At 63.4% G+C, this 22,370-nt stretch carries 20 protein-coding genes and 1 pseudogene; 7 read left to right on the plus strand and 14 right to left on the minus strand.

What is annotated here, in order from left to right; translation table 11 throughout:
• Positions 1–63 precede the first annotated feature (63 nt).
• Positions 64–1,285 (plus strand): annotated as a pseudogene (locus BPHYT_RS16875) (IS3 family transposase).
• Between the two features lie 83 nt (positions 1,286–1,368).
• Here the strand turns inward: BPHYT_RS16875 and BPHYT_RS16880 are convergent.
• Positions 1,369–3,708: an NADP-dependent malic enzyme gene (locus BPHYT_RS16880; protein WP_012434352.1), complete on the minus strand. Its 2,340-nt coding sequence runs from the start codon at positions 3,706–3,708 to the stop codon at positions 1,369–1,371.
• A gap of 231 nt (positions 3,709–3,939) precedes the next feature.
• On the opposite strand from BPHYT_RS16880, the gene thiL reads away from it, so the two are divergent.
• The 4 genes from thiL to BPHYT_RS16900 all read left to right on the plus strand — a co-directional run bounded on the left by thiL (position 3,940) and on the right by BPHYT_RS16900 (position 6,618).
• Positions 3,940–4,938, plus strand: coding sequence for a thiamine-phosphate kinase (gene thiL, locus BPHYT_RS16885; protein ID WP_012434353.1), 999 nt, complete (start codon positions 3,940–3,942; stop codon positions 4,936–4,938).
• Positions 4,928–5,509, plus strand: a complete 582-nt coding sequence (locus BPHYT_RS16890; RefSeq protein WP_012434354.1) for a phosphatidylglycerophosphatase A family protein — start codon at positions 4,928–4,930, stop codon at positions 5,507–5,509. Before thiL ends, BPHYT_RS16890 begins: the two co-directional genes overlap by 11 nt.
• 66 nt (positions 5,510–5,575) lie before the next feature.
• Positions 5,576–6,076, plus strand: a complete 501-nt coding sequence (locus BPHYT_RS16895) for a CinA family protein (protein ID WP_012434355.1) — start codon at positions 5,576–5,578, stop codon at positions 6,074–6,076.
• A gap of 23 nt (positions 6,077–6,099) precedes the next feature.
• Complete coding sequence (locus BPHYT_RS16900) at positions 6,100–6,618, plus strand: cupin domain-containing protein (RefSeq protein ID WP_012434356.1); 519 nt, start codon at positions 6,100–6,102, stop codon at positions 6,616–6,618.
• 130 nt (positions 6,619–6,748) lie between these two features.
• Here the strand turns inward: BPHYT_RS16900 and pyrF are convergent, their stop codons facing one another.
• From pyrF to BPHYT_RS16955, 12 genes are all read right to left on the minus strand, one after another.
• Positions 6,749–7,564 carry an orotidine-5'-phosphate decarboxylase gene (gene pyrF, locus BPHYT_RS16905; RefSeq protein ID WP_012434357.1) on the minus strand — a complete coding sequence of 272 codons (816 nt, stop codon included), beginning with the start codon at positions 7,562–7,564 and terminating at the stop codon, positions 6,749–6,751.
• 247 nt (positions 7,565–7,811) lie between these two features.
• Positions 7,812–8,873: an aldose 1-epimerase gene (locus BPHYT_RS16910; protein WP_012434358.1), complete on the minus strand. Its 1,062-nt coding sequence runs from the start codon at positions 8,871–8,873 to the stop codon at positions 7,812–7,814.
• A gap of 67 nt (positions 8,874–8,940) precedes the next feature.
• On the minus strand, positions 8,941–9,072 hold the full coding sequence (locus tag BPHYT_RS39455) for a hypothetical protein (RefSeq protein WP_012434359.1): 132 nt from the start codon (positions 9,070–9,072) through the stop codon (positions 8,941–8,943).
• A gap of 34 nt (positions 9,073–9,106) precedes the next feature.
• Positions 9,107–10,009 carry an SMP-30/gluconolactonase/LRE family protein gene (locus BPHYT_RS16915; protein WP_012434360.1) on the minus strand — a complete coding sequence of 301 codons (903 nt, stop codon included), beginning with the start codon at positions 10,007–10,009 and terminating at the stop codon, positions 9,107–9,109.
• Positions 10,006–10,806 carry an SDR family NAD(P)-dependent oxidoreductase gene (locus BPHYT_RS16920; RefSeq protein ID WP_012434361.1) on the minus strand — a complete coding sequence of 267 codons (801 nt, stop codon included), beginning with the start codon at positions 10,804–10,806 and terminating at the stop codon, positions 10,006–10,008. Before BPHYT_RS16920 ends, BPHYT_RS16915 begins: the two co-directional genes overlap by 4 nt.
• A gap of 39 nt (positions 10,807–10,845) precedes the next feature.
• Positions 10,846–11,862: an L-arabinose ABC transporter permease AraH gene (gene araH, locus BPHYT_RS16925; RefSeq protein ID WP_012434362.1), complete on the minus strand. Its 1,017-nt coding sequence runs from the start codon at positions 11,860–11,862 to the stop codon at positions 10,846–10,848.
• 54 nt (positions 11,863–11,916) lie between these two features.
• Positions 11,917–13,455, minus strand: coding sequence for an L-arabinose ABC transporter ATP-binding protein AraG (gene araG, locus BPHYT_RS16930; protein WP_012434363.1), 1,539 nt, complete (start codon positions 13,453–13,455; stop codon positions 11,917–11,919).
• Between the two features lie 133 nt (positions 13,456–13,588).
• Entirely contained in the window at positions 13,589–14,587 is a 999-nt protein-coding gene (locus BPHYT_RS16935) for an arabinose ABC transporter substrate-binding protein (RefSeq protein ID WP_012434364.1), read from the minus strand.
• 130 nt (positions 14,588–14,717) lie between these two features.
• The gene (locus tag BPHYT_RS16940; RefSeq protein WP_012434365.1) at positions 14,718–15,494 is read right to left on the minus strand and encodes an SDR family oxidoreductase; all 777 of its coding nucleotides are present in this window, start codon (positions 15,492–15,494) and stop codon (positions 14,718–14,720) included.
• Entirely contained in the window at positions 15,491–16,171 is a 681-nt protein-coding gene (locus BPHYT_RS16945; RefSeq protein WP_012434366.1) for a 2-dehydro-3-deoxy-6-phosphogalactonate aldolase, read from the minus strand. The genes BPHYT_RS16940 and BPHYT_RS16945 overlap by 4 nt, the downstream gene beginning before the upstream one ends.
• A gap of 36 nt (positions 16,172–16,207) precedes the next feature.
• Positions 16,208–17,260 (minus strand): 2-dehydro-3-deoxygalactonokinase, encoded by a 1,053-nt coding sequence (locus BPHYT_RS16950; protein ID WP_012434367.1) that lies wholly within the window; start codon positions 17,258–17,260, stop codon positions 16,208–16,210.
• The gene (locus tag BPHYT_RS16955; RefSeq protein ID WP_012434368.1) at positions 17,257–18,249 is read right to left on the minus strand and encodes an IclR family transcriptional regulator; all 993 of its coding nucleotides are present in this window, start codon (positions 18,247–18,249) and stop codon (positions 17,257–17,259) included. Before BPHYT_RS16955 ends, BPHYT_RS16950 begins: the two co-directional genes overlap by 4 nt.
• A gap of 1,097 nt (positions 18,250–19,346) precedes the next feature.
• Between BPHYT_RS16955 and BPHYT_RS16960 the strand changes: the two genes are divergently transcribed.
• Positions 19,347–19,799: a hypothetical protein gene (locus BPHYT_RS16960; protein ID WP_012434369.1), complete on the plus strand. Its 453-nt coding sequence runs from the start codon at positions 19,347–19,349 to the stop codon at positions 19,797–19,799.
• Between the two features lie 405 nt (positions 19,800–20,204).
• Entirely contained in the window at positions 20,205–21,476 is a 1,272-nt protein-coding gene (locus BPHYT_RS16965) for an IS256 family transposase (protein ID WP_407669196.1), read from the plus strand.
• A 144-nt stretch (positions 21,477–21,620) separates the two neighbouring features.
• On the opposite strand, the gene mtgA is transcribed toward BPHYT_RS16965, so the two are convergent.
• A complete protein-coding gene (gene mtgA / locus BPHYT_RS16970) occupies positions 21,621–22,343 on the minus strand; it encodes a monofunctional biosynthetic peptidoglycan transglycosylase (protein ID WP_012434371.1) in 723 nt (240 codons plus the stop codon).
• Positions 22,344–22,370 lie beyond the last annotated feature (27 nt).

The following is a 22,370-nucleotide window of genomic DNA, read 5'->3' on the forward strand; positions in this document are numbered from 1 at the left end:
TTTTGCATGGTGACCCGTCCTGAAATAGGTTGACACTTTTTCGACGAATCGAAGAGGTGCCAAGTGGAGCAAGGGGTCAAGCGGACGCAGCGGGATTACAGCCTGGCTTTTAAGCTGTCGGTGGTGGAGCAGGTAGAAAAAGGCGAACTGACTTACAAAGGGGCGCAGTTGCGCTACGGCATCCAGGTCGCTCGACAGTGCTGGTATGGTTAAGGAAGCACGGCTTGCAGGATTGGGCCGATCCATCCGGCCGTGCGCAATCGGATTCCACCATGCCGAAGCGAGAATCGAAGCCGCTCACGCCGGAGCAGCGCATCAAGGAGTTGGAGACGCAACTGCGTGAAGCGCAGGAGAAAGCCGCGCTGTTCGAGGCCGTGCTCGACGTGATGCGCAAAGACCACGGAGTCGTCGTAAAAAAGCCTTCGGGCAGGTCGTCGCGCAAAGGCTCGTCAAGAAGCTGAGCGTCGAGCGAGCCTGCCGATACATGGGCATCAGCCGCCAGGCGTATTACAAGCGTCGCCAGAGCGAGAACTGCCGCCGCTCAGAAGCCGAGACCGTGACCACGCTGGTTCGTCACGTCCGACTACGCCAGCCGAAGCTCGGCACACGCAAGCTGCACCACGTGCTCCGCCCGGCGCTGGTCGAGCGCGGAATCAAGCTGGGCCGCGACCGGCTGTTCGACGTGCTGCGCGCGGCGCGTCTGCTGGTGGTGCCGCACCGGGCATATCACAAGACCACCAATAGCCATCACCGCTTCCGGCGCCATCCGAATTTACTGAAAATCGGGCCGGGGCAAGTCGTGCCGAGCGCACCCGAACAGGTCTGGGTCGCCGACATCACCTATCTGCCGACCGCCGGTCCGTTCGTGTACCTGAGCCTCGTGACCGATGCGTTCTCGCGCAAGGTCGTCGGCTATCACGTCCACGACAGCTTGCAGACCGAGCAGGTCAGTCAGGCACTCAAGATGGCGTTGCGTACCCGCCGGACCCGCCATCCGTTGATTCACCACTCCGATCGCGGAATCCAGTACTGCGCGGCGTACTACCAGGACATCCATCGCCGTCATGGCTTGCGCTGTTCGATGACGCACGGCTACGACTGCTATCAGAATGCCCTGGCCGAGCGGATCAACGGCATCCTCAAGGGTGAATTCCTGTTACAGCGTCCCGCCGACCTCGGGCAGGCGATCAAGATGGTCGAACAATCGGTGCGCATCTACAACCACGAGCGGCCGCATACCGCCCTCAAATACAAAACGCCCGATGCAGTGCATCGAGCGCTCTAGACCAAAAATACTGTCAACCTATTCCAGGACTTGACATGGCACACGGTGTTCAAACCGGCGCCATGCTTCGTCTGGAACGCCGATTAACGGGCCGCGATCACATCCGCCACCAGCAGCGCCGTCATGTTGACGATCCGGCGTACCGTTGCCGAAGCCGTCAGCACGTGCACCGGCTTGGCCGCACCGAGCAGCATCGGACCAATCGCGATGTTGTTGCCCGCGGCGGTCTTCAGCAGGTTGTACGAGATGTTGGCGGCGTCGATGTTCGGCAGCACCAGCAGATTCGCGTCGCCTTCGAGCGTCGAGTCGGGCATCACTTCGCGGCGCAGATTCGCGTCGAGCGCGATGTCGCCGTGCATTTCGCCGTCCACCTGCAGGTCCGGCGCCCGTTCGCGCAGGATCGCCAGCGTGTCGCGCATCTTCTGCGCGGTCGGCGCGTTGCTCGTGCCGAAGTTCGAATGCGACAGCAGCGCGATCTTCGGCTCGATACCGAAACGGCGCACTTCTTCAGCCGCCATGATCGTGATTTCGGCCAGTTGCTCCGGCGTCGGATCGACGTTCACGTGCGTATCAACGAGGAAAATCTGGCGGTTCGGCAACACCAGCGCGTTCATCGCCGCGTAGACTTTCGCGCCTTCCTTCTTGCCGATCACCTGATCGATGAAGTGCAGGTGGCGATGCGTGGTCGACACCGTGCCGCAGATCATGCCGTCGGCCTCGCCCTTTTCGACCAGCATCGCGCCGATCAGCGTGGTGCGGCGGCGCATTTCGAGCTTCGCCATCTGCGCGCTGATGCCCTTGCGCGACATCATCTTGTGATATTCCTGCCAGAAATCACGATAACGCTCGTCGTGGTCGGTGTTGACGACCGTGTAGTCCTGCCCTGCGATGAGACGCAGACCGTACCGCGCAATACGCTGCTCGATCACGGCCGGACGGCCGATCAGGATCGGCTTGGCCAGCTTTTCGTCGACGATGATCTGCATCGCGCGCAGCACGCGCTCTTCTTCGCCTTCCGCGAACACAATGCGCTTCTTCTCCGGCTCGACGCCGCGCGCGAGCTGGAAAATCGGCTTCATGGTCGTGCCGCTGTGATACACGAACTGCTGCAGATGCTGTTCGTAGGCTTCCATGTCTTCGATCGGACGCTCGGCGACGCCCGAATCCATCGCGGCCTTCGCCACGGCCGGCGCGACCTTGACGATCAGACGCGGGTCGAACGGCTTCGGAATCAGGTATTCCGGCCCGAACGAGAGATCCTGAATGCCATACGCCGTCGCGACGATGTCGCTCTGCTCCTGGCGCGCCAGCTCGGCGATCGCGTTGACCGCCGCGATTTCCATTTCCCGTGTGACCGTCGTCGCGCCGGCATCCAGCGCGCCGCGGAACAGGAACGGGAACACCAGCACGTTGTTCACCTGGTTCGGGTAGTCGGTGCGGCCCGTGCACAGCACGGCGTCCGGACGCACTTCCAGCGCCAGTTCGGGCAAGATTTCCGGGGTCGGGTTGGCCAGCGCCAGAATCAGCGGCTTGTCCGCCATCTGCTTGACCATGTCCTGCTTGAGCACGCCACCGGCCGACAAACCGAGGAAAACGTCCGCGCCGCCAATCGCTTCAGCGAGCGTACGGGCATCGGTTTCACGCGCGAAGCGCTCCTTGTCCGGGTCCATCAGTTCGACGCGGCCTTTGTAGACCACGCCGGCCAGATCGGTCACGGTGATGTTTTCGAGCGGCAGGCCGATATCGACCAGCAGATCCAGACAGGCCAGCGCCGCCGCGCCCGCACCCGAGGACACCAGCTTCACCTCTTTAATGTCCTTGCCGACCACCTTCAAACCGTTGGTGATGGCCGCCGCGACGACGATCGCCGTGCCGTGCTGGTCGTCGTGGAAGACCGGAATCTTCATGCGCTTGCGGCATTCGCGTTCGACGATAAAGCAGTCCGGCGCCTTGATGTCTTCGAGGTTGATACCGCCGAAGGTCGGCTCCAGCGCCGCGATTACGTCGACCAGCTTGTGCGGATCGGACTCGTTCAGCTCGATATCGAACACGTCGATGCCGGCGAATTTCTTGAACAGGACGGCCTTGCCTTCCATGACCGGTTTCGAGGCGAGCGGCCCGATGTTGCCGAGACCGAGCACCGCGGTGCCGTTCGTGACGACGCCGACCAGGTTGCTGCGCGCGGTAAACCGCGCGGCGTTCAACGGGTTCTCGACGATTTCCTCGCACGCGAACGCGACGCCAGGCGAGTACGCCAGCGCGAGGTCGCGCTGGTTGATCATCTGCTTGGTCGGGGCGATCGCGATCTTCCCGGGGGTGGGGAACTCGTGGTAATCGAGGGCGGCTTCGCGGAGTTTGCTATTGACGGGAGTCGACATAAGGCGGGCTTCGGAGGGCGGATTAGAATAGACGTTCGACGGCATTGTAGCCCTAATTGCCGGCCCAATTCCTTCAATACGGGTACAACTGCCGCGACTGAAACATAGCGAAAGGCCGACGTGGCATGCTGCGGACGGAGTGCGGCCCGAATCGGGGCTGCGGGCGGATCGAATGTTTACCCTTTGTTCGCTCCGTACAATGCGCGCCGTTAGCCGAACTTCACGGCACTTGATCGTTCACCCTCGCGTTCACCCTCGCGTCCACCCATCGCCACCATGCTCTCCGAGTTTTCGCTGATCGATCGTTTCTTTGCCCGCCGCGCCGCTGCCCGGCCATCCGATGCAGCCGCCGGTACGCTCGGCATCGGCGACGACTGCGCACTGCTCGCGCCGCGCGCCGGCGAAATGCTGGCGATTTCGACGGACATGCTGGTCGAAGGCCGCCACTTTTTCGCCGATGTCGATCCCGAGGCGCTGGGTCACAAAGCGCTAGCGGTGAATCTGTCGGACCTCGCCGCAATGGGCGCGCAACCGCAGGCGTTCACGCTGGCGTTTTCCCTGCCGAAGGCAGAAGAAGCTTGGCTCGCCGCGTTCAGCGAAGGGCTGTTCGCGCTGGCCGAACGCTACGGTTGCGAGCTGATCGGCGGCGATACGACTGGCGGCCCGCTCAATCTGTGCATCACGGTGTTTGGCAGCGTCCCACCGCAAGCGGCGCTGCGCCGCGACGCCGCGCAACCGGGCGACGACATCTGGATTTCCGGCACGCTCGGCGACGCCCGCGCCGGTCTCGGCGTGCAGCGCGGCGAATGGACCGCCGATGCCAGCGACACTGCGACGTTTCGTCGCGCCCTCGAACGCCCGGAGCCGCGGGTCGCGCTCGGCTTGGCCCTACGCGGCATCGCCCACGCGGCGCTCGACCTCTCGGACGGCCTTGCCGGCGATCTGCTGCACATTCTGGAACGCTCGAAGCTGCGGGCCACGGTCGACGTCGACGACGTCCCGCGTTCCGCCGCGCTGCGCCGCCTCGCACCCGAAATCCAGCGACGCTGCACGCTCGCCGGCGGCGACGATTACGAACTCTGCTTCACCGCGCCAGTCGCGGCGCGTGCCGAAGTCGAAAAGGCCGGCCACGAGGTGGGCATCCAGCTCACCCGCATCGGTACAATAAGCGCTCTCGAAACGGCGGCCGACCGCCCGGCGATCGGCTGGCGCGATGCCTCCGGCGCGCCGCTCTCCCTGACGTTGCAAGGCTTCGACCACTTTCATGCAGACTGATCCCCCGCTCGGCCCGGCCGACAAACTTATCGCTGCCGAGCCGTCCCCGGTGCCGCGCGCGCCCGATCCGCGCCCGCCGGGCCGTCAACCGCGCCGCGCGACCGCGCGCTTCATGCTGTCGCATCCGCTGCACATTTTGTCGTTGGGGTTCGGCAGCGGCTTGTCGCCGGTTGCGCCTGGCACGATCGGCACGTTGTTCGCGTGGGCGTCCTTCGCCGTGCTCAGCCGTTATCTGACCGTCATCGAGTGGGGTGTGCTGATCGTCGCGGGCTTTATCGGCGGCATTGCGATTTGTGGGTTCACCGCGAAGAAACTCGGCATCGACGATCCGTCGCCGGTCGTGTGGGACGAAATCATTGCGTTCTGGCTGGTGCTGCTGATGGTCACGCCGGTTACGCTGACCGGGCAGTTCTGGGCGTTCATCGTGTTTCGCTTTTTCGACATGGTGAAGCCGCCGCCCATCGGCTATTTCGATCGCCGTCTGAAAGGTGGCTTTGGCATCATGTTCGATGACCTGGTCGCCGCGTTTTTCACGCTGCTCGTCATTGCGCTCTGGCGCATGTCCGTTTGATTGCTGCCCGGCGCCCGCCGCGGCGCCGCGCGTTCATCGCCAGCCCACGTTTTCCGGATTGACGCCATGCCTACCGATTCCGTCGTTCACCAGCTTGCGATTCGCGTGAGCAACCGTCTGCGCGACGAGCGCCTCATGCTCGTCACCGCTGAGTCCTGCACGGGCGGCATGGTGGCGACCGCGATCACCGATATTTCCGGCAGCAGCGGCTGGTTCGAGCGCGGCTTCGTCACGTATTCGAATCAGGCGAAGAGCGAGATGATCGGCGTGCCCGCCGAGTTGATCGACAAACACGGCGCGGTCAGCGAGCAGGTGGCGCGCGCGATGGCCGAAGGCGCGCTGCGCAACAGCCGCGCGCAGGTCTCGTTGTCGATTACCGGCGTGGCCGGACCGGGCGGCGGCACGGAGACCAAACCGGTCGGCATGGTCTCGTTCGGCTGGAGCAACCGGCTGCATACGTCGGTGGAAACGAAGGTTTTCAAGGGCGACCGCGAGAAGATTCGCGTGCAGGCGGCCGCGCATGCGCTGCGCGGTGTGCTCGCTTTACTCGACGAACGCGAGCACTAAGCTTTATTCGAAGCGGGAAGCCCATGCCTGATTCGCACGCAATCAAAGACGAACTGATCCGCCGCCTCGATCTCAAGCCGCATCCCGAGGGCGGATTTTTCAGCGAGACATACCGCTCAGTGGAGCGCGTGATTCGCGACAAAGACGTGAGCGGTTCCGCGGAAACGCGCTCGGCGTCGACCGCGATCTATTACCTGCTGTGCGACGGCGCGCATTCGGCGTGGCATCGGATCAAATCCGACGAGGTCTGGCATTTCTACGCGGGCGAACCGTTGCTCGTCCACGTGCTCGACGAAACGGGCGCGCTGGTCACGCACAAGCTCGGCAACGCGCTGACGCACGCGGATGCCGTGTTTCAGGCCGTTGTGCCGGCTGGTTTGTGGTTCGCGGCGGAATGCGCCGACCCGGCGACCTTCGCGTTGGTCGGTTGCACGGTGGCGCCGGGTTTTGAATTCAGCGAATTCGAGCTGGCGGATGTCGGCACGTTGAAAGCACGGCACCCGCAGCATGCAGCGTTGATCGAGCGGCTGGGGCCAACTTGAGTCCCAAGCGCTCATAGGCGGTCTTCAATGAAGGTTGCCTGCGCTTATGCCGACCTCGCAAATATCGACGTGTCGAGCCGCCAAGCCCAAACTAACCTCAACACGCTCCCGAACAACACCAGCCCGCCGATCACCTAAACGCGTTGATCCGATCCCGCGTTTCCATCGCGGCCTTCGCCGCGGCTTCGGCGAAATCGTCGCCCTTGCCCGCGTAAATAATCGCCCGCGACGAGTTGATCAGCATGCCCGTGCCGTTCGCGGTGCGGCCGGCGTTGACGGTCGCTTGCACGTCGCCGCCTTGCGCGCCGATGCCAGGAATCAGCAGCGGCATATCGCCGACAATCCCCCGCACCACTTCGATTTCCTTCGGGAAAGTCGCGCCGACCACCAGACTCAGTTGGCCGCTCGCATTCCATTTCTCCGCCGCCAGTTGCGCGACGACCTGATACAGCGGACGGCCGCCCGTCTCCAGGAATTGCAGATCGGAGCCGCCCGGGTTCGACGTGCGGCACAGCACGATCACGCCCTTGCCTGCATGCTCCAGATACGGCTGGATCGAGTCGAACCCCATGTACGGATTCACCGTCACGGCGTCCGCCTGGTAGCGCTCGAACGCCTCGCGCGCATATTGTTCGGCGGTGCTGCCAATGTCGCCGCGCTTCGCATCCAGAATCACCGGCAGACCCGGATGATTCGCATGAATGTGGGCGATCAGCTGCTCGAGCTGGTCTTCCGCGCGATGCGCCGCAAAGTAGGCGATCTGCGGTTTAAACGAGGACGCATACGGCGCGGTCGCGTCGACGATCGTGCGGCAGAAATCGAAGATCGCCTCGGGACGGCCCGCGAGCGCGCCCGGGAATTTGCTCGGCTCGGGATCGAGGCCGACGCACAGCAGCGAGTTGGTGCGCTGCCAGGCGTCGTTGAGTGTCTGGATGAAATTGGGCATGGTGGGTCTCGCGGCGAGCGGGAAAACGGAAGAGGCGCGTATTTTACCCGTCCCGCGCGGCGGGCCGCGTCAAGGAGCGTGCGGCAGCGGCGGTCCGGCGCGAGGTGCGGACAGGCGCGGCTAGCGCCCGCAGCGCGCCCTGTGTGTGCTGATGCATTGGTCAGCCACTCGCGAAGCGTGCGAGCCCCGATTGTCCACAGCGCATCGCGGGGTGCACGTGTCCGTCATGTCGCGCCGCCCTCGCCCGCTATTGCCGCCGCTTTGAGCCGCGCGCGCCCGGCATCGAGCGCAAACCGGTGCGTTCGACAGTGAAGCGGAATGTGCGTGTCAGTCGTTCACCACGTCCCAGCAAAGTCATGCCGTTTTCGCTCGCGCCGCCGGCCAGGTTCATCGCGTTGATCGGATGATCGACCGGTTCGAAGCAGAAAAAATCTTCGCCGGGTGGCGTGTACAGCACGTAGTAATCGGTGTCGGCGGCAATGTTCAGCGACAGGCGGCGCTTCGGCCACACCACCGCCGCTTGCCCGCTCCAGCCGGTAAAAGCGTGATTGACCATGGTTTCCGGCAGCGGATACGCCACGCCGAATTGCCAGGCGGGCGGCGCGGGCACATGCCGCACTGGCAGCCAGTCGTCGCCGGAGAGCCACAAACCGCCGGCCGCGGCAGACAACTCGGTGTCCGCGTCGCGCACGAAGAAGGGATGCACGCCCAGCCCGAAAGGCAGCGCCTCGCGGCCGGCATTTTCGATTTCGAGCGCGACGACGAGCGTCGGGCCGTCCAGCGTATAAGTTTGCGTCGCACGGTAGGCGTACGGCTTGCCGTCGCGGCGGTCGAGCGTGAGGCGGACGTTTTCACGATCCGACTCCGCGACCTGCCAAACCGATTGCCAGCCGTCGCCGTGAATCGGCAAGGGCTCGTCGGCGCGATTGCGCGGCACCTCGACGCGCCGTCCCGCCACGTTGAATTGCCCGCCGCCGATGCGGTTCGAATACGGCAGCAGCGGATAACAGGCCAACTGGTTCGGTTGCGTATCGGCCGCGACGTGGCGGCAGCGGCGGAAGATCGGCGTGAGTGCGCCGTCGTTGCGCCAGTCGAAACGGGTGACGCCGCCGCCGAGCGTCGGCGCGACGTCGAGCCGCAAATGCGCGTTGGCGAGCGTGATGCATGCGACATCGCCGCCGCTGTCTTCGCCGACGGCCACCGCCGACGTGCTGGGACCCGGCAGCACCGGATTGGCCGCCGCGGCGAGCCGCGAGCGTCGACTCTGTGAGGTCTGAGGGGAGGAGGAAACAAGATTCGCAACAGTCATATCTGGCTCCATCGAGAGGCTTGGGACGTTGCCGTCATCGCTGACGGATGCTGTTGGGCGATTTTTTTTAAAACGGGTCGCCTCTGGGTCCGAACTGCATGCTGCCGATTTGCTGCCACTGGGATTGCACCATCCACTTGCGATTCACTTTCTGATTCACTTTCTGATTCACTGCCCGGCCGCGCTTCATTTGCTTCATGGCTGCCTCGGGAGCGAGGCAGCGTCATTCTGCGCTAAGCGGGCGCGCCCTGGAACACCGGCTCCGGCAAACCTCGCCGTCCGAGTGTGGCGATAAACACGCCGCCTGCATGCGGATCGTTGGCGAGCGCCGCTGCATCGAGGTCACAGCGCGCGCTCGTAATGTACAGCGTGTCCAGCTGCGTGCCGCCCAGCGCGACGCAACTCGGCTGCGCGGTCGGCACGTCGACGCGCTCCGTTTCCATGCCGTCCGGTCCGTAGCGCACCACACGCCGGCCGCCCCATTGCGCGTTCCACAGGCCGCCGTCACGGTCGACGGTCGAGCCGTCGGGTTCGCCGGTGGCGTCGGTGAGCCGCGTGAAAAGGCGGTCGTTGGCGATGCTGCCGTCCGCGCGATAGTCGCAAGCGCGGATTTCGCGCGTCGGCGAATCGCAGTAGTACATCGTCGCGCCGTCGGGACTGAAAGCGATGCTGTTCGAGATCGCCGGCGCAGGCAACGGCAAACGCTCCAGCGACAAATCGTGACCGAGCCGGTAGAAGCCGCCGATTGCCTGCAACGGCGCGCCCTCATCTTTGGTGCCGAACACGAAGCGGCCCTGACGGTCGCAGCGGCCGTCGTTCACGCGAGTGTTCAAGCCGGCTTCGACGTCGATGATGCGCCGCGTTTCGCCGGTGGCCAACTCGAAAAAGGCGAGATGCGTGGCCAGGCCGAGCAACAGGTAACGCGGATCCGCGCACAACGCGAAGGTGGCGAGGCGTTCGGGCATGTGCCAGGACATGTTGCTACAGTCCCGCGGGTCGTAGCGCCACAGACGCGCGCCTTCGATATCCGTCCAGTAGAAATGGCCGGTCTGCGCGCACCATGTCGCGCCCTCGCCGAGCGTGCATTTCGTATCGAGCAGCAGCGCGGCCGTGCCTGGTGAACCGCTCGCGCTCACGCCCAGCCTCCGTCCACGACGATGTCCTGCGCGGTGATCATGCGGCTGTCGTCGGCGGCGAGGAAGAGCGCCATGCGGGCGAGGTCGGCCGGTTCCAGCTCCGCGTCGATGCACTGCCCTTCCTTGATCGAACGACGGCCCGCGTCGTCGAGCCACAGCCGCTTCTGCTTCTCGGTCATCACCCAGCCTGGCACCAGCGTATTGACGCGAATATTGAAGTGACCGAGGTCGCGCGCGAGACCGCGCGTCAAACCCTGCACCGCGGATTTCGACATCACATAGACCGGATAACCGCCGTTCTTCAGCATCCAGCTGATCGAGCCGAGATTGATGATCGAGCCGCTGTTGGCGGCTTTCATATCCTCCATCACCGCTTGCGCCGCGAAGAACTGGTGACGGATATTCACTGCTATGCCCGCGTCGAACGACTCGCGCGTGACTTCGCCGATCGTATGGCGTTTGTCGTTCGCGGCGTTGTTCACCAGCACTTGGATCGGACCCAGCGCGGCCTTCACGTCGGCGATCGCTTTTTGCAGCGCGTCGATATCGGTCAGATCGCACGACAGGAACAGCGGCTTGTGCTTCGAATCGCCGAGCTCGTCGGCGAGCGCTTCACCGGCGCTCGCGTCGATATCGAAGAACGCGACGCGCGCGCCTTGCGCCGCGAAATGCTCGACGAACGATGCGCCGATGCCGGTCGCGCCGCCCGTGATCAACACCGTGCGGTCGACGAGGCTCGGATAACGTGCGAAAGCGCTGTCCGCGAGACGGACGTTTGCATTGGCCGGAGACGACATCGTTCGATTCCTTTTAGAGCAAGTGAGTGGGTCGCGGGTTTAGTCGCGCGAGCCGCGGTTCTTCAACTGGTCGAGCAGCACGGCGGCGAGCAGGATCGCGCCGCGCACGAGGTACTGGTAGAACGCGTCGATGTTCATCAGGTTCATCACGTTCTCGACCGTGCCCATGATCAGCACGCCGATCACCACGCCGGAAATCGTCGCGCGTCCACCGAGCAGCGAGACGCCGCCCAGCACGCAGGCCGAAATCACGTTCAGTTCGAAGCCCTGCGCCGCGTTCGGCTGACCCGACGTGATACGTGAGGCCAGAATCACGCCGGCCAGCGCGGTCACCGCGCCCTGAATCAGGAAGATGTAGACGCGCGTGCGTTCCACGTTGATACCGGCCAGACGCGACGCTTCCGGATTGCCGCCGATTGCGAGCGTATTGCGGCCGTACACGGTCTGGTTGAGCATCACGCCGAACACGATGAAGCACAGCAGCGTGACCCAGATCGGCAGCGACACGCCGAAGAAGCTCAAACCGCCCAGCGCGATAAACGTATCCGACGACACGCCCACCGCCTGACCGTGTGAAACGATAAAGCCGAGACCGCGGACGATTTCCATCGTGGCGAGCGTCGTAATCAGCGCGTTGATGCGCAGATACGCGATCACCGCGCCGTTGACGAAGCCGATCACGCCGCCCGCCGCCACCGCCGCGACGATCGCGATAAAGGTGTTACCGGTGGCGTTGAGCACCATCGCACACAACACGCCGGCGAACGCGACGGTCGAACCCACCGACAAGTCGAAGTCGCGCGAGGCGAGACAGAACATCATCGTGCACGAGACCATGCCGATCTGCGAGATCGACAGCGCGAGGCCGAGCATGTTCTCGATCGAGAAGAAGTGATCGACGGTCAGCGACATCGTGGCGAACATCACGACGAAGATCACGATCAGGCTGTATTCGGTGATCTGCTGCCACCATTTGGCCTTGTCGTTCGACTGCGGAATCAGCGCTTCGGCCGCGCCCTTGGCGGCCTGTTGCGCGAGGTTTTCTCTGGCTTGCATGTTGAAGACTCCTCCCGTTCCCCACGGGTTGCCGGACTTTCGTCCGAATGATGTTCAGGCCGCCTGTTGGGCAGCGGCTTGCGTTCCGGGCAGTGCGGTCGAGCTTTGCGGCAGCGCGAGGCTCAGCACCGATTGTTCCGTTGCATCCTTGCGCGTCAGCTCGCCGGAAATCCGGCCTTGGCGCATCACGACGATGCGGTCGGACACGCCGAGCACTTCCGGCAGCTCCGACGAAATCATCACGATCGCGCAGCCGCGTTCGGCAAGCTGATAGATCACGTTGTAGATTTCGTGCTTCGCGCCGACGTCGATCCCGCGCGTCGGCTCGTCGAGAATCACCACTTTCAGATCCGGCTCGGCCAACCAGCGCGACAGAATCGCCTTCTGCTGATTGCCGCCTGACAGGAAGCGGATTTTCTGGCGGCGGCTCGGCGTCTTGATCTTGAGCAGCTTGATGAAACGGTCGGCGGTTTCCGCTTCCTTCTTGCGGTCGAGGAACATCCCCACCCGCAGATAGTGGCGGCGGCAACTGATATTGATGTTCTCCGACACGGTCGCCATCGCGACGATGCCCTCTTCCTTGCGGTCTTCCGGGCACAGCACGATGCCGTGGCGGATCGCTTCGCCCGCGCTGCGCACTTTGATCGGCTTGCCGTCGAGCAGCAACTCGCCGCCCTTCTTGTGATCGGCGCCGTACACCAGATGCATCAGTTCGCTGCGGCCCGCGCCCACCAGACCGAAGAAGCCGACAATCTCGCCGCGCCGCACTTCGAAGCTGGCCGGCTGTGCGAGCGCATGGCCTTCGATGCCTTTCGCGGCGAAGCGCACTTCGCCGAGCGGTCGCGCCGAATAGTTATAGATATCCGAAATTTCCCGCCCCACCATCTCGCTGACGATGGTGTCGCGCGTCACGCCTTCGAGCGTGGGATGCGAGGCGATCTTGCGGCCGTCGCGGAAGATCGTGCAGGCGTCGCACAACTCGTAGATCTCGTCCATGCGGTGCGAGATGTAGATCATCGCGCGATTGTCGGCGCGCAAGTCGCGCACCAGCTTGAACAGCACTTCGGTCTCACGATGCGACAGCGAGCTGGTCGGCTCGTCCAGAGCGATCACGCGCGCGTTACGCAGCAGCGCCTTGCAGATTTCCACCATCTGGCGCTGCGCGATCGAGAGCTTGCGCAGTTTCGCGTTCGGGTCGAGCGCGACGCCCATCGCTTCGAGGCGTTCGCGCACGAAGCGTTTGGCTTCGCGCTTGTTGACCCAGCCGAGCGAGTTCGGCAGTTGTCCGAGCAGCAGATTTTCCGCGACCGTCAGATCGGGCACGTATTGCAGTTCCTGGTGAATCACCGCGATGCCCGCCGCGATCGACGACGCCGCGCTCGTGAAGCGCACCTCGTTGCCGTCGATCATCACGCGGCCCGAGTCGGGCTGATATTCACCACCGAGAATCTTCAGCAGGGTCGATTTCCCCGCGCCGTTTTCGCCCATCAGGCCGTGCACCTGGCCGACGTTGACGTCGAAGGACACACCGTCGAGCGCGCGCACGCCTGGAAAGACTTTGCCGATATTGTCAAAACGTAGCGTCGCTGACACTTCGCCTCCTAATGCTTCGAATGAACCGTCTGTCTCTACTGCTGATCTTTTATTGCTGCTGCCGGCGCGCCGATCTTTGGCAAAAGGCGCACCGGCAGTTCACTTCATTGCGCAGCGTACTGAATCACCCAGCTCAATTCGCCGCGAGGCCCATCTTCTGGCGTACGTCGGCGACGTTGTCACGCGTGGCCAGCATGCCGGTCGTCAGCGTGAGCGGCGGCGGTGCCTTGCCTTGCGTGATCCAGTCGTACATCAGCGTCGAAGTTTCTTCGCCGTGGCGTTTCGGGCTGATGATGACCGTGCCGTAGAAGCCCGTCGGCGACGGCTTCTTGAACTCGTTCAAAGCCGAGTCCGAACCGCCGATGCCGATACCGATCATGTTGTCCGCCTTGAAGCCGCGGCCTTCCGCTGCGCGCACGGCGCCGAGCACGCCTTCGTCGTTCAGCGCGTAAGCCACCCAGTGCTTGAACTGCGGATTCTTCGTCAGCGCGATGTTAGCCGCGTTGAACGCGTTTTCCGTGTCGGTCTTCGCTTGCGGCGCCATCACGATGTTCGCCTTCGGGAAGCCGGCTGCGATCAGTGCGTCGGTCGCCCCGCTGGTCCGGTCATGCGCGGTCGGCAGCTGTTCGTAGGTCACGTCGATCGCGCCCACGTCCTTCATGTCCCAGCCGCGCTTCTTGATTTCCGCGGCCAGGCCGTCGCCGACCTGCTTGCCGATGTTGTACGCCGAGATACCCATATGCGGCACCGACGCGATCGGCTTGCCCGCGCCGTCGACCAGGCGGTCGTCCACCGTCATCATCTTCAGGCCGTCGGCCTTCGCTTTCGCGACGATGCCCGGTCCGAGCTTGACGTCAGGCGTGCAGATCACGAAGCCTTGCGCCTTTTGCGCCGATAGATTGTCGATTGCGCTCATCACCTTCTCGCCCGACGGCGCGCCGATCTTCACCAGCGTGAAGCCCTTTTCCTTGGCGGCGATCTCGGCGAACTTCCACTCGTCCTGGAACCACGGTTCTTCCGGCTGCTTCACGAGGAAGCCGATCTTCACCGGATCGGCGGCTTGCGCGACCGGTGCGTTGAAGAGCACACCCGTCGCCGCTGCTGCCAGCGTGAGGAAAATTCTACGTTTCATGATGCGTGTCTCCTGACTAATTGATAACGAGAAGGTATTGGCCGCGTCTTCTTGTACCGGGTCTGACACACGCGGCCAGCGCGTCGTCCGGTGTACTCATTGCGCCCCTGCGCAATCCGAGTTCTGTAAATCAGTCGTGATACAGCGCCGAGCGTCCGCCATCCACGGTGATGCAGGTAGCGTTGATGAACGGCGCTTCGTCCGAGGCGAGAAACACCGCCGTCATCGCCACTTCTTCCGGGCGGCCGATGCGTTTCATCGGCTGCAGATCGAGCGTCGCCTGTTGCGCGGCGGCCGGATCGGCCTGCTCGTTCCACCAGTCGTGCGTCAATTGCGTTTCGATGTAACCCGGCGCGATCGCGTTGACCCGCACATTGCGCGGCGCGTATTCGATGCCGAGCGCGCGCGTCAGTCCGATCACGCCGTGCTTCGCCACCGGGTACGGAAAGCAGCCCGGAATGATCTTGAACGAATGCGTCGAGGCGATATTCACGATGCTGCCCGCGCCGCGTTCGACCATGCCCGGCAATGCCGCGCGGCAACCGTTCCACACGCCGTCGAGATCCACTGCGAAGCAGCGGCGCCAGTCGTCGTCGGTCATCGTGAGCGGGTCGCAGAACACGTTGATGCCGGCGTTGTTCACCAATACGTCGAGCGCGCCGAATGCGCGTTCGGCTTCGCTCACCGCGTGCTGAACCGACGCGGACTGCGTCACGTCCGTGTGCACCGCGAGTACGCGCGCGCCGGTCTGCGCCTTGATGTGCTCCGCCGTCTGCCGCGCGGTCTCGATATCCAGTTCCGCCAGCACGACCGCCGCGCCTTCGCGCGCGAAAGCATGCGCGATCGCCGAGCCGATGCCGCGTCCGGCGCCGGTGACAAGAGCGACTTTGCCGGCGAGCCGCTTCATTTCTTCGCACCCGCGCGAGCGATGCGCAAACCGTTGATGTACGCCTTCGCGTGCGAAGCCGTCACCGCCGCGCTCTGACCCGGCTTATACAGCGCCGAGCCGAGGCCGAAGCCATTTGCTCCCGCGCTCAGAAACGGGCCCATGTTGTCGGGCGTGATACCGCCGACCGGGACCAGCGGCACTTCCGCCGCGATCACCGCGCGCCATGCTTTTACGACCTGGCAACCGAGTTGTTCGGCGGGGAACATCTTCAGCACATCCGCGCCGTTCTTCAGCGCAATGAACGCTTCGTTGGGCGTCGCGACGCCCGGCGCGCAGGCCATGCCTCGCGCCTTCGCCGCGCTGACGACTTCCGGATCGCTATGCGGCATGACGATCAGTTCGCCGCCCGCCGACTTCACGTCGTCGACGAAACTCGGATGCAGCACGGTACCCGCGCCGACGATCGCATCCGCCGGCAACACCTTGCGGATCGCGGCGATGCTGTCGAACGGCTGCGGCGAATTCAGCGGCACTTCGACGATCCGGAAGCCCGCTTCGTAGAGCGCCTGCCCATGCTCGGCTGCATCGGCGGGCGTCACGCCGCGCATGATGGCGATCAGCGGGCACGCCTCGAAGGCCGCGATCAAACCCGCGTGCGGCATGTACGGAGCGGGCAGATTGATGTGAGGTTGCATGTCGGTTCCTTGTTTCGTGGGCGGCGGCGCTGCCGGTCAGGCGCGCGCCGTCTTGGCGGCCGGTTTGACGAGCCCTGCCTGCGACGCCACGCGCCACAGGCCGCGCTCGGTGGCGTGCTTGACCAGTTCCGCCTGGGTGCAGCCGAATTGCGCGAGCGCGAGCCGATAACGCTCGCACAGCGCTTCGTTGCCGATCAGGCGCAGGCTCTGCCCGGCGAGCGCGCTTTGCTGTTGTGCAAGCACGGCGTCGAGGCCGGCGAGTTCGTGGCCGATCAGCAATCCCGACAAATAGTCGGGCTGCTGTTCGCGCGAAAGTTGTCCGGTGAGGCCGAGCGTGCGCGAACTGAACACGGTCGCGAGGACACCCGCCTGGCCTTTTTCCCGCGCGATGTTCACGCCATGCAGGAAGGCGCTGGTGTCCGGGCTATCGGGCGTCAGCATCGTGCGGCCGAGGATCGTGTGTTCGCGCAGTGCCGCAAATACTTCGCCGGTCATGAAGGTATGAAAACGTTCGATGCGGTCCGCCTGCACCACCGCCCATTTCGCGTGGGTGCCGGGGAGGCCGATCAACGAGCGCTTGCCGCTGTCGGCGGTGTTGGTTTCTTCGCCGAGTGCACCGAAGATTTGCGTTTCTTCGCCGCGCATGACGTTGGGCAATTCGCCGCGTTGCAGGACGCCCGGCACGATATGCAGCGTCACGCCGCACGCCGCCTTTACGCGGACGATGCCGGCCACCAGTGCATCGGCGCTTGCCGGCGTGTCCACGTACGGCGCTTCCAGCCAGCCTTGCGCGCTGCCGACCATGCCTGCCGCGATCACCGGCGCGGCGGGCGCGTGTGCGAGCCAGGCGCCGCAAGTGTCGTCGAAGGCCGCGTCGAAGCCGCCCTGCTCCGCGCTGCGCGGCAGATTCATGATGCCCGCCGTCGATGCGCGCGTCGCCAGCACGTTGCCGGACGCGTCGTACAGATAGGCGCGCAGCGACGTCGTGCCCCAGTCGAGGGCGATCAGCGCGGCGTGCTCGTGGCTCGCGTCGACCGCAACGGCTGCGGCATGGCCGGCCGCCTGGGTGGGAGAACCCGCTCGCTTCATCGTTTGATCCTGCGGGTTGCCGGCTGCGGAGCGCGCCAGCCGAGTTCTTCCGAGATCGCGCGCGCTTCGCGCTGCACTACCGGAATCAGTTCGTCCATGCGTTCGAGCGACATGTACGGGATCGTGCTCGCCACCGACAGCGCCGCCACCACCGCGCCCGACGCATCGCGCACGGGTGCCGCGACGCAGCGGATCGACGCTTCGTTTTCTTCGAGGTCGAAGGTGTAGCCGCCGGCCGCGTAGTTGGTCATGCGCTGCATGAAGGTCTGCGCATCGGGACGGTTGTCAGGCTTGAAGCTGACGCCAGCGAGCGCGCGGCGCGATGCGTCGAAGAGCGACTGCCAGACGTCCGGCGTGAGGTCGAGCATCATGGCTTTGCCGATCCCCGTCGACGCCAGCGGCATGCGGTGACCGACGCGCGAGCGCATTTCGAGGCCACGGGTGCCGGGGATTTTGTCGATGTACAGGACGTCGTCGCCGTCGCGCACGCCGAGGTGGATCGTGTCGAGCGTTTGTTCCGCGAGCGATTCGAGATGCTGGCGGGCGACCGCGGTAAGCGGCATCTGTTCGAGCGCGATGGTGCCGAGTTCGATCAGCTTCGGGCCGAGCAGGTAGCCGCCTTGCACCTGGCGCAGGTAGCGGGCTTGCACGAGGCTGCTTACCAGACGATGCGTGGTGCTGCGGGTCGTGCCGAGCGCGGCGCCGAAGGTGCGCAGGTCGCGCACGCCGGCGGCTGCGGCTTCGAGGATCGCCAGGCCGCGCAGGAGCGTTTGCGTGCCGGCTTGCTGCGGGGTGATGTCGAGCAGCGTGCTGGGGAGCGCGATTCCGTCTACCGGGGCCGGGTGGATGCCGGCGTTCGCGCGCGGGGTTTTGGCGGCGGGCGGCAACGGACGTGGCGGCGTGGCGCTGGTTGCTTGGTCTGCGGACGGCTGCAGGTTGGCGTCGGATTCGGCTTCGCTCGCGGCGTGAGTAGGCATCGCTTTGTTCATGGCGATTCGCTTTTCGGTGGTTTTTTTTGCGCTTACAGCGCGGGGCCGGAGAGTGGGCCTGGGTTGCTCGCCGTGCTGCGGGCGTGGGGGTGCTGCCTTTGGGTTTTAGGCATGGTTGGGCGTTGTCTCCGGTTTTTTTGCTGTCGCAGGTGACGTCTTGCGGTGGGTGGGTCCCTTTTCTCGCGTGGCGCTTTTTGCGTGTTGGTGTGGATTGTAGGGCGGTTTTTGAGAAAGCTCCAATATGTGAGTTTTTGATTCATATAATGGGATTTTGGGCTGGCGCGGGGTTTTGGGGCTGTGTTCTGTCGGTGGTTGGCCTTTCCTTGAATTCCACGGTGGTCTATTGGCGCTGCCCCTGTGCGGGGCGGCACCTACTTTCTTTGCCGCGGCAAAGAAAGTAGGCAAAGAAAGCCGCTTCACACCGCCAGCTCATAAGCGGCTCCCTCGGCTTGGAGGGGGCAGTGGTCCATCTGGAATCTGTGTTCTCGCACATTCGGCGCGAGTGACAAGGCCGTCATACTTCCCGCCTCACGCTGCGCGCTCGCCGGAAGGGTCTGCTTCCATCAGTGGTTTTTTTGTTTGCGGTGGGCCGTGGGCTTTGCCTCGGCGCGGCGCTGAAGTGCCGGCGCTTAACAAGCGGTCGCTTGAAATTTGGATGGTCAACGAGCGTGGCAAGGTTTTGTCGCCACACCCACGGTCGTCTCTTAGAAGTGGTGCCGTATTTCCTTGGGGAATTTGCTTAGCGCGATCACTGCGAATCGGAAGTAATGCCAGGGAAATTTCGGAAATGATGGCTGTGCGCGCCTTTTAGCTTGTACAGGTGATCACTCTCGGCGTGACGTGTCTAAACTTGGTTTGCCGTCGCGCTCGCGATGGTTCAGGTTCGACAGCCTGCACGTAGAGTAGAACCCGCGCGTCTGTACCGCAGACGCGCGTTAGCTTTAGCACGCCTTCTTTCCATGGGCGGGCCTTGGCATGGAGACCTACGGGTCTGCCGGTTTTGGTTCTACGCCGGTCTGTCGACCTGTCACTGTGCCCGCTCACCACCTTGCAAGCGCGTGTCGGGCGATCCAGGTAAGTTTCAGGGAGATCGCGCCATGAGTAAGTCCGTCAAGAATTCTCGAACCACGTCGCGCCCGCCCGTTGATGCACTTCAATACGAAAAGCTCGCCTTGTCCGCCTTTGGGCTTCTTGAGCGGCAGCTAAGCCAACTAGACAAGCTGGTCACCCTTGCGGCCTCAATAGTCAGGAGTCCGGCAGTAACGCGAGAGGAGAGACATCGCCAGCGGAAATTGCTGGAGCTGCTATTCGACACGGCCGAGGATTACCAACGCGAAGTCGAGACGGACCGCGAGTTGTATCAGGTAATCGCGCTTGACGCGAAGGGAATTCCGCAGAGCCGCATCACAGCGCGCCACGCCGCGGACCTTCTGGCAAAGGCCGCAAAGACGGCATCAGAAGACCGTGAGCGCATCGGCGCAAAAAGAATGATGCAGAACAGGCAACCTCGCTTTAGAACCATCACGCGAGCAACGACAGCAGCGCATTGACGAAGCTCCGCGTCGATATACGGCGCTCCGCGTCGATATACGGCGCTTCGAAGAAGCTCCGAACGGAAGCGCAGCAAATACAGAAAGTCGTTACGGCCCAAAGCCGAGGCGAAGCCGACGGCCCCACAGCGCACAGAGAAACCCACTGGTTAGGAGCGGACCCTTCCGGCGAGCGCGTAGCGCGAGGCGGGAAGTATGACGGCCTTGTCACTAGCGCCGAATGTGCGAGAACACGGATTCCAGATGCACCACTACTGCGACTGCGCGAGGGACCCGCTTACAGGCTGGCGGTGTGAAGCGGCTTTCTTTGCCTACTTTCTTTGCCGCGGCAAAGAAAGTAGGTGCCGCCGGACCTATCCGTAATTTTGTGGGCGAGGCATATCATGAGAGGTAAAAGTCATGGATATGCCGATGAAGAAGAAACGCACCGTCGCTTCTCAGGCAGCGGCCCGAGGGCCGCTGCCTGCCCTGCCGGAAGGTCTGCTTGATGACCTGGTCAAAGGCCCGATGACGCCCAACGAGGTTCAGGACCTGATGCTGGCATTCAACAAGGCACTCATCGAGCGCGCGATGGGCGCCGAGATGAAGATGCATCTGGGCTACCCGGCGGGTCAGCCCAAACCCGACGGCCAGGGCAACGAACGTAACGGTGCCAGCGGCAAGACGCTCCTCACCGATTATGGCCCGCTGCGGGTCGATCTGCCGCGCGATCGTGACGGCAGTTTCGAGCCCATCCTGATCCCCAGACACGAGCGCCGTTTCACCGGTTTCGATGAGCGCATCATCGCCATGTACGCGCGCGGCATGAGTGTGCGCGAGATCCAGGCGTTTCTGGCCGAAACCTATGGCACCGAGGTGTCGCCCGATTTCATCAGCTCGGTTACCGACGAGGTGATGGCCGAAACGCTCGCCTGGCAGAACCGTCCGCTCGAGCCGATGTACCCGGTCGTGTTCTTCGATGCGCTGCGCGTGAAGATCCGTGACGAGGGCGTGGTCAGCAACAAGGCCGTCTATCTGGCGCTGGGTATCCAGGCTGACGGCCAGCGCGACGTGCTCGGCCTGTGGATCGAACAGACCGAGGGCGCAAAGTTCTGGCTCAAGGTGTTCAACGAGCTCAAAACGCGCGGCTGCCAGGACATCCTGATCGCCGTGGTCGACGGCCTGAAGGGACTGGCCGAAGCGATCGGCACGGCGTACCCGCGTACGGCCGTGCAGACCTGCATCGTGCACCTGATGCGCAATAGCCTGGAGTACGCGAGCTACAAGGATCGCAAGGCCGTCGCTGCCGCGCTCAGGCCCATCTATACCGCTGCGAACGAGCTGGCCGCGCGGCAGGCGCTGGAGGCCTTTGCCGAAGGACAATGGGGAACGAAGTATCCGACTATCGTGCAATCCTGGCGGCGGGCGTGGGAAAACGTCACGCCATTTTTTGTGTTTCCGCCGGAGATACGCCGGGTCATTTACACCACAAATGCCATTGAGAGTCTGAACATGCAACTGCGCAAGATCATCAAGACCCGTGGTCACTTCCCGAATGACGAGGCGGCCATCAAGCTGCTGTGGCTGGCGCTTCGCAACGTGCTGGCAAAGTCCGTACGCACCACCTTCGACTGGAAATCAGCCATGAACCAGTTTGCCATCCTGTTTGGCGAGCGCTTCACCAACGCACGCGGCTAAATCCGCTAACCGCCTCGCACACAAAAATGCGGACAGGTTCGTGCCGCCCCGCACAGGGGCGACGCCAATAGACCACTAACAACTCAAGGAAAGGCCAACACCTAATCCAACCAACCAAACCACCACACAGCGCAAAAAACCGCACTAATCGGGCAACTCAGCCGCCCCCATCCGCCTCGCAATAACCCGCGCCCGCTGCGCCAGATACTGCGACCCCCGATGCTCATCAAAATACTTAGGCTGCGGCAGCATCACAGCCAACCGAGCCGACTGCGCAGCAGTCAACTTACTCGCCGACGTCTTGTAGTAATAATGAGCCGCCGCCTCAGCCCCATAAACCCCATTCCCCCACTCAACGGAGTTGAGATAAATCTCAAAGATCCGTTCCTTATCCATCAAGGTCTCAAGCATCCAGGTAATGATGAGTTCCTGCCCCTTGCGGATATAACTTTTTTCCCGCGACAAGAACAGATTCCGCGCCAACTGCTGAGTAATGGTCGACCCACCGCGAACAATCTTGCCCTTAGCCTTATTCCGCTCCCAGGCCTGCAAAATAGCGTCCGTCTCATACCCGTTGTTATTAACAAAATTCGCATCCTCGGAAGCAATAATCGCGCGCTTCAGATTCCGCGAAATCTGGTCATACGACACCCACGTGTGCTGCACTGAAAGATCCGGCCGATCCTGCGACAGCCGCCAAGTGTCCGACCGCATAAACGACGTACTCTGTGGATTGACGTAATTCCACACCGCGATCTGCCCGAAGTAAAACGCCTGCGTCGCCAGCCACGCAATCGCCACGACGGCGCCCAGATAGACCATCCATCGCACCGGACCTGGCCGGCTCACGCGCCGCGTTGCTGTCATCGTGCTTTGAATCCTCGTGTCAAAGGT

This window comes from Paraburkholderia phytofirmans PsJN (assembly GCF_000020125.1).
GTDB classification, from domain to species: domain Bacteria; phylum Pseudomonadota; class Gammaproteobacteria; order Burkholderiales; family Burkholderiaceae; genus Paraburkholderia; species Paraburkholderia phytofirmans.